A 12226-nucleotide genomic window follows, 5' to 3' on the forward strand; every position below is an offset into this window, starting at 1 on the left:
TTTATCCCTCCACTATTTGTCGCTTCCAAATACTGATCGTATGGTTGGGTTTCTCTTCACGGTAGACGTCAAATCGGTTTAACGTCGGAGGTGCAATCGAATGTCGTTTGTTCGGACGTGAGACTGCCTCCTCCCAGGATTGTAAAACGACGTTGGCGTTGGTTCCCCCATCTGCAAAACAATTAATCGCTGCTATTCTGGGTGAATCGTTCCATTCAGAAAGCTGTCGTTGAAAATAAAAAGGCGTTGACTCCATATGGAAATGAGTCATCGGCTCTTGCCCTGACAGGAACGGAACCAATTGTCGGTGTTTGAGCATCAGCACGACTTTTATCAAGCTGGCAATCCCTTCTGCACATAATGGATGACCGATATTTGGCTTGATCGATCCTAATCCGCAAGCCTCCGAATGAGATGAGCGATAGACAGACTGAATGGCTTTGAGTTCAAGTAAATCGGTAACCTCTGAACCTGATCCATTCGCTTCGATATAACTGATTTGTTCCGGCTTCACGCCAGCTTTAGCCAGTGCCGACTGCATTACCTCTTTTTGGGCTTGCAAATTCGGGGTGGCAGGACCTGCTGTTCGTCCATCATTGTTGACCGCTACTCCCTTGATGACGGCTTGTATTTCATCCCCATCAGCCAGTGCTTGCTCCACGGTCTTCAATAGAACCATTCCTACGCCTTCTCCCAAAACGAGTCCGCCCGCACGTCTATCAAAAATATGGAAGGCTGGCTCCTCGCTTAAAATTCCTCTTTGGTGGAACATCCGATGCGCTTCATCACCGTTTAATACGTTCACCCCACCGACGATAGCAGCCTCAATCTCTCCACTTCGAAGGGCATGAATCGCCATATTCATCCCGACCAGCGCTGAAGAGCATGCCGTATCAATGACCATACTCGGACCTCTAAGATCGAAGTATTGGGAAATATTCGTAGCCAAATAGTTTTGTCCCACGGTCATAATCGGGTTTTGTGTTTGATGTAGACGATCTTCGCTTGGGCGGTGATTACTTCTTGCCCCGATGTAGATACCTACCGATTTTCCCTTGATGTCTTTCGGTGTGTATCCAGCCTGATGCCAAAGGTGAAGACTTTCCTCCAATACCAATAGCGCTTGCGGGTCCATCGCCTTGGCATCTTCTTTTGCAATCAGGAAGTAAGAAGGATCAAACGTCGTGATGTCGTCCAGAAGTCCCGCGTGATAGGAATTTTCATAACCCCAGCGTTCCTTGGGTACAGCACCAATGGCTGAACGGCCCTCCGCTAACAACTTCCAATATTCTTCCACGTTACGAGCACCCGGAAAACGACAAGAGAGCCCCACTACCGCAATGTCAGACAGATTTTGAATTGCTTCCCGATATTGCGCAGCCTGACTACTCGCCATTTGGCTTTTCACAGTCTCCCTACGGATGGGCTGACTCTTCGGATCGCGGTTCATTTCAGGAGGTGTCAGCTTCAGATCGTCAGCGATGGAATCGCCGTGATTGCTGGACAGCCATTCTGCAAGAGTTTCGATGGTGGGATACTCATATAAAATCGTCGGGTCCAACTCCTTGCCCAACCATTTACTGATCTCATTCATGACTTGAGCCAGTAACACCGAATCGATCCCATAGTCCGGAAACTCTTTGTCTATCTCCAATCTGGCAGGATCTATTTTCAGTTCCTTCGCAAACAGCTCAATCAATCTTGTTTGCGCTGTCTTCACAGGATCCACTAAGCTTTGCGTCGGCTTGCCTGCTGGTGGACGATGAGACGAGAGATTCGCTCCAGAAGCTTCTTGCTTTTTGTGTTGCATCAGCTGATGGGGTTCCCACAGTTCTTGGTTAATGGCTGCCGGGAAAACTACAGGACCCATTTTCTCCAAAAGAATATGATCTAGTAATCGCAGTCCTTGCTCGTCCGTGATGTGTACAAGTCCTGTTTGCTGATAGGCTTTGGTCGTAACTGCACCAATTCCCGTTTCCTTCCAACTCGGCCACTGAATGCTGATGATCGGGCAAGAATCCGCATGTGCGTAAGCAAAATAATCCATATAGGCATTGGCTAACGCGTAATCACTCTGTCCCGCTGCCAGGGACGGAATGACTGCCGAAGCAGATGAAAAGAGAACGAAGAACTGTAAAGGCTCGTCCTTGCAGATTTGGTAGAGCGTATGCAGCCCAGCCACTTTCGGTTGTAATACCTGCTGAATTCCAGCCGTCGTTTTCCGAATAAAGGCAGGATTTTGATCATCGCTAAAACCTGCGCAATGAATCACCCCGCCAATAGGCCCCATCGTCTGTTTTATCTCGTGTAAATACTGTTTCCAAGCCTCTTCATCAGTTAAGGATACAGATAAGACTTGAACCTGTACGCCTTGCGCTTCCAAAGCTTGTACCGCCCGAATTTTCTTTGCTGTGGAAGTGCTTTGCTGCTGATAATCTCCCCATTGCTCGCGCGGCGGCAGGCTTTCTCGCCCTGTGAGCACCAGTTTTTTGACACCATAATGTTCTACAAAATGCTTGGCACATAAATACCCTAGCCCTCGTGTACCGCCTGTAATCAATAAAACATGGTTCTCAGGGAATACAAGCGCTGGCTCCTGACTGTCAGCTACCATCTCTTCCTGAAGATAAGCACTATAACGCTCACCTGATCGATAGCAAACCTCTGCTTCCTGATCATCCATGAAAAACTCTGCTGCAATCTGTTGCGCAAGTTCTTCTCCATCAGCCAATGGATCTAGATCCACATGACGTGATTGCAGATGCTTATATTCACTTTGCAGCATCCGGTACAAGCCAACACGGGAGGCACCCGCCAAATTGACAGCGTCATTTTGAAAGGCCTCCACACCTTTTGTCACACCCAATAGCTTTATGCCTTCTTTATGACCATTCTCAATGAGCTGTTGCAGCCATGGAATCCAAGCCAGCGAATCGGCCTGCTGATGTCCACAACCGATCAAATCTACGATACCATCATAGTTTTTCCACTCCGTCTCATCCTGATGGAGTCGTGATTCAAGCTCGTTGTGCTCTATGATTTCACTCTTTGCGAAATGGTTGGACAGTTGAATCGCCAATTGCTTCGTCTCATCCGTTGTGAAAATACCGATCGTTCGATGAGCTACCTTGGCTGGCATCGCTGGGCAAGCCTTCCATTGCTTTTTCAAAATGCGCATGTACGGCTGAACCGGAATCTGCTCATAAGTGGATCGGGATGCTGCACCTGTAAATGACGTATGTCCACCAGGCACCCAATAAGCTTCTCTGCTAAATGGATAGGTTGGAAGACTGATCCGTCGAGGCTTTCTCTCCCCATACAAGCTGCTCCAGTCAATGTTTAGCCCTTTCACCCAAACATCCAGCAATTTTCCGTATTTGCCTTTGTTCATCCAGGAATCAATCATTTGCGGCATATCATCATCGGCTGCAAAGATTGCCAAGGTCTCTTTATGACGTTTTACCTGTCCGTGATACAGGTCCTCAATGTCCTTCTGCCTGCCTATGAATTGCTTTAATTTCTCTTCAAGTTCCATCATCGAGCACGCGATCACAGCCAAACGTTCTTCCATCGCTTCTCGTCCCACTTGCAGGGTATATGCCATTTGAGCTAAATCCGCATCGGATAATTCCTGTTCTGAAATGGCTCCGAGCAGTCGTTGTACCCGTTCTTGAAGCTGCTCTTCATTTTTTGCCGATAAGAGAATCAACACAGGATTTTGCGGACTTGCCACTAAGGTAGGCTGCTCTTGCGTTTTTGGAATGTATTCTTCAATCACGACATGGGCATTCGATCCACCCGCACCAAAACTGCTCACACCGGCACGACGTGGAACCTCCCGTCCGTCAATGACCGGACGCTTCCACTCCGCCAGCTCTTGCTGAACAACAAAAGGTGTCACGCTGAAATCTATATTCGGATTGAGTACTTCAGCATGCAGGGATGGGGCTAATTGTCCATGCTTGAGCTGCAATAAAACCTTCGTCACCCCAGCAATACCCGCTGCACTCTCACAATGCCCGATGTTTGATTTCGCCGATCCAATGGCACAAAACTGTTTGTCATTTGTATACGCTTGGAAAGCCTTCGTTAAGCCCGTCATTTCAATGGGATCGCCTAAAGAGGTCCCCGTACCATGTGCTTCCAGATAGCTGATCGTCCGTGGATCGATTCCGGCTTTTTGGAAAGCACGTCCAATAACCCGAGCTTGGGCATTCGGGCTAGGCACATTGTAGCCATTGGTTTTTCCTCCGTGGTTAACGGCGGTTCCTTTTATCACACCATAAATTTGATCTCCATCGGCAATCGCTTTCGCCAGAGGTTTAAGCAGGACTGCTCCCACCCCCTCGCCAGGTACATACCCGTCGCCGCCAATGCCAAAGCTTTCGCATCGTCCCTTGCTAGATGCGAATTTGCCCTGTCCAAGCATCAAGTATTTATTAGGGTGAATCGAAACGTTGACACCACCTGCAATAGCAGCTTCACATTCCCCTTGCTGTAGACTTTGGCAAGCCAAATGAATGGTTGTCAGGGAAGAGGAACACATCGTATCGACTGCCATGCTAGGTCCATGGAAGTTGCAGAAATAAGAAACGCGATTCGCAATGGAGGCTGGACTTCCTGCCAGCGCCATCGGTCTGCCGAGCATCGTTTCCTGTGCTCCATAGAGCTGGTATTCTTCGTACATGACTCCGACATAAACCCCGACATTACCGCCTAGACCCATGCCAGGTGTTGAACCGAGAGATTCACGAGTATACCCGGCATCCTCTAACGTTTCATAGACGCATTCCAAGAACAAGCGCTCTTGCGGGTCCATGATTTCAGCCTCTCTTGGTGTGATATTGAAAAATAACGGGTCAAATTGATCCACACCGTCCAGGAAGCCCCCCCACTTGCTGTAGGTTTTTCCTTGTTTTTTCTTATCTGCATCAAAGAATAGGCTGTGATCCCAACGCTCTTCGGGAATTTCTGTGACACAATCCTTGCCATCACGCAGGTTACGCCAGAACTCATTCATGGTTCTCGCTTTCGGATAACGACCGGAGACCCCAATAATCGCAATGTCTAAGGCGTCGTTTGCTGGTTTGGTTTCACTCATCGTTTCCTTCAACGCATTGCCTCTGCTCCTGCGGTTATGGATGATCGGTTTTGCCGTTGCAGCAACCGTCGTCGGTGCAACGCTCGATCTTTTAGCAGGGGGTACCGTTGGTGCTTCTTTCTCATCCATACCCAGGATACTCATCATCTGATCCTGATGCGCTGCCAGGAAGTATTTCGCAATTTCTTCGATGGTTTGATATTCGAAAAATAACGTTTTCGACAACGAACCAAACGTTTTTTCTAATTCATTTGTTAATTGCATGACCATAATCGAGTCAATTCCGTACTTTTCCAACAAAGCATCTGCTTCAATGCGGTCTATCGGCAGCTTGATCACGGAAGAGACCAGCTTTTTGAAATAATAGATGGCTTTTTCCTTTGGCAAATGATAACTCGTTGGTTGTACAACGGGAGAAGCTTTGACTTCTTGTTCTGCTGTCTTCGGTCTTCCCACCACTGCTGCGTGGAGGCGTTGTAGATCTCCTTCCATTACCATCACCTGATCTTTTCGAGAAGCTACGGCTTCATAAAAAGCACGAATACCCGTCGCGGTCTGCAAAGAGGTCATTCCAACCCTTTGTTTCACCATCTCCTCAACTGCTTCATCTACTTGCATCCCGCCCTCTTTCCAGAGCGGCCAATTGATGGAGACCGTTTGACCTTGACGTTGCTTTGCCTGCACTCGTTCATTCCGATCTTTCGCATAGCCATCCATAAAGGCATTCGCGCAAGCATAGTCTGCCTGACCACTATTTCCTATACTTCCTGCTATCGAAGAAAAGAGGACGAAGAAATCGAGAGGCTGATCTTTACTCGCCTCATCTAGATTCGTAAGACCTGCAACTTTTGGCGCTACCACTTGGTTCCATTCTTCTGTCGTTTTCTTGAGGATGAAGTTATCTCGCACGACACCCGCACTATGGATAATGCCGTGAAGCCCTCCGAATTCCTGGTGAATGCTTTGGATGAGTTGGTTTACTTCCTGCTTATCCGTCACATCAACTTGACGGTAGACAACCGTTGCCCCTGACCTTTGCAAATCATGAAGGATCGCTTGCTTATCTTCGCGCAAAGGAGAACGTCCTGTGAGAATTAAGGTTGCCTGTTTCGCTTGACTCGCGATTTCCCTTGCAAAAATCAACCCTAAACCGCCTGCCCCACCCGTAATCAGATAGGTTCCTTGCTCTCTCCACGGAATAGTGACCTCATCCTGCAATGGCTTGGTTTCGCACCAGCCCAGTACATAACGTTTGCCCGCTTGATAGCGAATTCGGTCATCCATTGGCTCGCAGGCATTCTCTTGCAGCTTGTTTACGATTTCTTCTGCATGTTCACCTAGGTTTAATTCAATGAATTGACCGATGACATTTGGGTTCTCCTGCTGGGCTGTTTTCAGCAAGCCAGAAAGCCCGCTTACGTATGCTTGCTCCGCTTTGTCGGGAACGACGACCTGCACGAACACTTTGCCATGTATCTTTTGTTGAAAGATGCTTTGGATTTCCAAAAATACTCGGGAAGCATAGGCCTCGAATCTGTCGGCAATGGCATCCTGTTGGGATTGCAAAGGAATTAAGCGCACTTCGTTCATCTCTGCGGAAATACTCGCAAGCGACGATTCAAAGCCTTCCGCCATCATCACGATATGCTGTGCATAGCCAGGAGCCTCTGTTTTTTGGACTGCTGCTTGCTCTTTCCAGCAAGGATGAACCATCAACATCGCTTGTGCCTCAGTTGTTTCGAAGTCTACCGCTTTACCGTCCAGCTTACGAGACGAAAATCGCTTCATTCTGACGCAAACGTTCCCTTGCTCGTCACATAAGTCAATATCCAGCTTTTGTACATGATCAGAAGCGTTGCTACCATCACTGTAGCGAATATACGCCCACATCTGCGGCGTGCATGGACTGAAGATTTCCAGCTCATCCAGCGCAAAAGGCAAGATTGGCTTGAGCGAATCAAGCTGGTAATCGAAGCTCCTGTCATCAACCCCCATAAACAAGCCAATCGCCGCCTGTAAAGCCGAATCCATCATACTGGGGTGCAGCACAAACTGCTCTTCTGTCCCCAAAACAGCGAAAGGGAGGGACAGCTTTGCCAACACCTGCTCCATGCCCTTATGCACTTGCTCGATTCCTTGCAGCGCTGGACCATAATGGATTCCCATTCTTTTATAACCGTCATAGCATTGGCTGCGGCTCAAGATGCCATGGTCGCATGCGGCTTGTAACGCAGCGAGATCGAGCGTCGGCGTCTCGGCAACCGTATGGAATCCAGCACTTCCTTGACTATGGACAATCTCTTCTGCTTCATTTTCTGCATGCTCACTGAAAATTCGATAGCCAATCTCCCCACTATCCTCGAGCTGAAGACCAATGTGAACGTCGACTGGCTGATCATCGACAGCAATTGGCTTAGCCCACACAATATTTGTGAGCTTCAAGCTACTCTGTCCCGCTTTCAAGGCTCCCGCTGACTGATCGATTGCCTCGCGTGCCATTTCAAGATAGGCAACACCCGGTAAGAGCTGCTGACCATTCACAACATGATCTGCCAAGAAAAATTCCTGTCCACGGAAGGTGGAACTATACCGCTGTTCCAACAATTCGGACGTATTTTTCTGGAGCAATGGGTGAAGGAAGAGCGACCCTTCTGACGCCGCTGCCACTTCGCGCGCAAATTGCGTATCCATCTGAGGAATCCAATAACGTTCTCTTGCAAACGGATACGTAGGCAGGCTCATGCGACGAGGCTTCTTCTCACCGTAGAGCTTGTCCCAATCAACCACGCCTCCATTTACCCATAGATCAAGCAGCTTGGTGTATTTTCTTTTGCTGATCCAAGCACCGATGGCCTGTTTCAAATCTTCATCCGCTTCAAACACGGCGATTGTCTTTTTGTTGCCTTTCACCTGTCCACGGAATACATCTGTAATACTTTCCTGTCCATCTACAAATTGCGTCAGCTTTTCCTGAAGCTCTTGAATGGAGCTGGCCATCACACCCAGTCGCTCTTCCATCGCTTCTCGCCCAATTTGAAGCGTGTAAGCAATATCTGCTAAGTCCATATCAGAAATGGTCCGATCCTTGATCACCGCTAACAATCGCTGTGCCTGTTCGTGGAGCTGGCTTTCATTCTTTGCTGACAGGAGAATGATCGCTGGATTTGCCTGATTTACTTGGATAGCTGGACGTTTCTCGTCGTCTGGAATGTACTCTTCCAAAACGATATGAGCATTCGAGCCGCCCGCACCAAAGCTACTCACACCGGAGCGTCTTGGAATTTCCTGACCGTCAATGACGGGACGTTTCCACTCCGCCAGCTCTTGCTGGACGACAAACGGAGTCGTGCTGAAATCAATATTCGGGTTTAGCACCTCCGCATGCAAAGATGGTGCTAGCTGCCCGTGTTTGAGCTGTAACAGGATTTTCGTAATCCCAGCAATTCCCGCTGCGCTCTCACAATGCCCGATATTGGACTTCGCTGATCCGATGGAGCAAAACTGCTTGTCTTTTGTGTACGCTTGGAAGGCTTTGGTCAAGCCTGCGATCTCTATCGGATCTCCTAAAGAAGTGCCTGTACCGTGGGCTTCCAAATAACTAATCGTCCGCGGATCAATTCCTGCCTCCCTCAAGGCACGCCCAATTACGCTCGCTTGTGCATTCGGGTTCGGTACGGTATAACCATTTGTTTTGCCGCCATGGTTAATAGCGCTTCCTTTAATCACACCGTAAATTTGATCTCCATCAGCGATTGCTTTCGCCAGAGGTTTAAGAAGCACCGCGCCGACACCCTCACCGGGCACATAACCGTCGCCGCCAAGCCCAAAGCTTTCGCATCGTCCCTTGCTGGAAGCAAATTTCCCCTGTCCGAGCATCAAATATTTATTCGGGTGAATGGAAACATTGACTCCACCCGCAATCGCGACCTCGCATTCACCGTGCAGCAAGCTTTGGCAGGCAAAATGGATGCCCGTTAGCGAGGAGGAACACATAGTATCAACAGCTACGCTAGGACCATGGAAATCAAAGAAATAAGAAACACGGTTCGCAACAGATGAGAAGCTTCCGCCAAGGGCCATTGGTCTGCCCCTCATGGTTTCTTGTGCACCATACAGTTGATACTCTTCATACATGATGCCCACATAAACACCGACATTTCCGCCAAGTCCGAAGCCTTGGGACGCTCCGAGAGATTCGCGGGTATAACCTGCATCCTCTAAGGTTTCATACACACACTCCAGAAATAAACGTTCCTGCGGGTCCATGATTTCTGCTTCCAGCGGAGAAATGTTGAAGAACAGCGGATCGAATTGATCCACACCGTCTATGAAACCGCCCCATTTGCTGTAGGTTTTCCCCCGTTTGTTCTTATCCTCATCAAAATACAGACTGTGGTTCCAGCGCTCTTTAGGGATCTCCGTAATGCAATCCTTGCCATCGCGCAAATTGTTCCAGAACTCTTGGATATTCCGCGCTTTCGGATAACGTCCAGAAACCCCAATGATCGCAATGTCCAAAGCTCCTGCTCCTTTTGCTGGTTGGGTTTCCTTCTGTGTTGAGATGAACCGCGAGCCTTTGCGATTGCTTCCGCGATGGCTATTCCTTTGCATTTTCGACGTGTTCTCTTCTGTTGACACGGTTGCAGTTTCTCGGGTAACAACTGTTTCCTGCTGTTCCGTAAGACCCAAGACTTCAATGAATTTGTCTCGATAGGAATCCAGGAAATATCCAATCAATTCTTGAATCGTTTGATACTCAAAAAATAACGTTTTCGGCAGCGAGCCAAAGCTTTTCTCTAGTTGGTTGGTTAATTTCATGGATAGAATCGAATCAATTCCGTATGTCTCCATCGCGGCATCTTCTTCGATTCGATTCACAGGCAATTGCAGAACCTCGGCAAATTCCTTTTTCACAAAATGAGTTGCTTTCTCGTGGAGAACATTATTTTCCACACTAGTTGTCGCTTGTTTTTCATTTGGCTCTACCTTGGTTGGTGTGATCGATGCCACTGGTTGCACCTGTTTTACCAGCGTGTCTTCAAATTCTTCCAGTAAATAAGCTGCAAGCTGCTGAAGCGTCGGACACTCCACGAATACAGTCGGAGTTAGTCCGATGTGATATTGCTTACGGAGCTTGTTGGCGAATTCAGTCAGTAGAACCTGATTAAATCCGAGTTCTGACAGCTCTACTTTGCCATCAATATCCGTGAAAGGAACCTGAAGCAGCTCCGACACGGTTTGCATCAAGGCCAATTCCACTTTTTGCAGCAGGCTGCTGGTATCCATTGTGACCGAATCCTTGGATTGAAAATTGTTGACTTGCGATTGCAAAAACAGTGTTTGCTTGAGCTTCGCCAGATCACCTTCCATCACCATAACCTGTGCTTTTCCAGAGGCTAAGCCTTGGTACATGGCTGCAATCCCCGTCGCAGTCTGCATAGCGACTACTCCTCTGCTATGCTCCAACATGTCACCGGCCTCTGCATCAGCCTTCATTCCGCCCTCTTTCCACAGCGGCCAATTCATGGACAATGTCTGTCCGTGACGTTGCTGTAACGCAACCAATCCATTGCGATAGTGGGCAAATCCGTCCATAAAGGCGTTGGCGCACGCATAGTCTGCTTGTCCGATATTCCCCAAGCTGCCAGCCACCGAGGAAAACAGTACCAGGAAATCCAGTTCTACATCTCTAGTGGCCTCATCCAGATTGATGAGACCCGTAACCTTCGGACCCTGAACCGCTTGAACTTCCTCCCGGGTTTTCTTGAGGATATAGCTGTCACGAAGCACGCCAGCACTATGAATAATGCCATGAAGTCGTCCATAGTCCTGTTGAATCGTGCGGATCAACTCTGCCATTTCCTGTTTCTGCGTCACATCAACTTGGCGGTATTCAACTCTTGCACCATTTCTTTTCAAGTCATGGAGTTTACCTTGCTTCTCTTGATCCAATGGGGAACGTCCTGTCAGAATCAGGTTCGCCTGTTGAACCTTCTGTACAATTTCGTTGGCAAAAATATAACCCAGTCCACCTGCCCCGCCCGTGATGAGATAAACCCCACCGTCTTTCCACGGAATGCTCGTTTCTTGTGGAGCATCGAGTTCTACCCACTCAGCTACATACCTCTTTCCAGATCGATATCGAATCAGAACATCCAATGGGCAGCGTACATTCTCATTTACTTTTCCAGCGATCCCGAATTCGTCGTCGCCCGATTCTATCTCGATTACCTGTCCAACCAGGTTGGGATTCTCCAATTTTGCCGTTTTCAGCAAACCAGAGAAAGCGGTGAAAGATGGCTGCTCTGCTCGCAAGGGAACGACAATCTGAAATAATACCTTACCGCGTACTTTTTGCTTGAAAACCCCTTGAATTTCCTCCAATATCTGCGTCGTATAATCAATGAAACGCTCGGCAATGCCTTCTTTGGCGGATTGTAAAGGAAGGCAGCGGACTCCATTCAAGTTGGATTGGAGATTGTTCCAAGTAATGCGATCCGGTTCAACCATCATCACGATACGCTGTGTATAATCAGACGCTTCGGCGATGCTCACAACCGCTTTTTCCTTCCACTCAGGATGAACCAGCAGTGTTCCGAGCTTCCCTTTGGAATCTATCGCCTCTACTTCACCTTCCAGCACTCGTGCCGAGAAGCCCTGCATACGCACGCAAACCGTTCCTTGGTCGTCACATAAATCAATATCTACTTTCTGTACCTTTTCTCCCGCTCTATTGCCGGCAGCCTGTCGAATCCATACCCACATCTGGGAGGAAGTCTGGCTAAAAATGCTCAGCTTCTCCAGTGCAAATGGCAGGATTGGCTTCAGAATCGCTGTATCGCCTGTGCCAAGCAATAAACCGATAGAGGATTGTAAGGCCGAATCCAGCATGCTCGGATGCAAGACGAATTCTCCTTGCGTCTCGGCAACTTTGGAAGGCATGGCTAACTTGGCCAATACTTGTCCTTCTCCCACGTACACTTGCTCAATTCCTTGCTGGGCTGGCCCATAGGCAAGTCCCATTGTTTGAAAGGCTTCATAGAACTCTCTGGCATGAAGTGTTCGATAGCTACATTGGGCTTTGAGCGCATCGAGATTATGCGTGGGTGCAGCAGTGATCCCTGC

The 12226-nt window shown here is 48.5% G+C and carries 1 protein-coding gene (cut by a window edge); it reads right to left on the minus strand.

What is annotated here, in order from left to right; all coding sequences use genetic code 11:
* Nucleotide 1 precedes the first annotated feature (1 nt).
* Nucleotides 2-12226, minus strand: the 3' portion of a protein-coding gene (locus tag BBR47_RS19950) for a non-ribosomal peptide synthetase (RefSeq protein WP_041749535.1). Its footprint extends 9219 nt past the window's final position; only the last 12225 of its 21444 coding nucleotides appear in the window; its start codon lies off the right edge, out of view — the gene reads right to left on this strand; it ends in the stop codon at nucleotides 2-4.

It is taken from the genome of Brevibacillus brevis NBRC 100599, from assembly GCF_000010165.1.
Taxonomy (GTDB): Bacteria; Bacillota; Bacilli; order Brevibacillales; family Brevibacillaceae; genus Brevibacillus; species Brevibacillus brevis_D.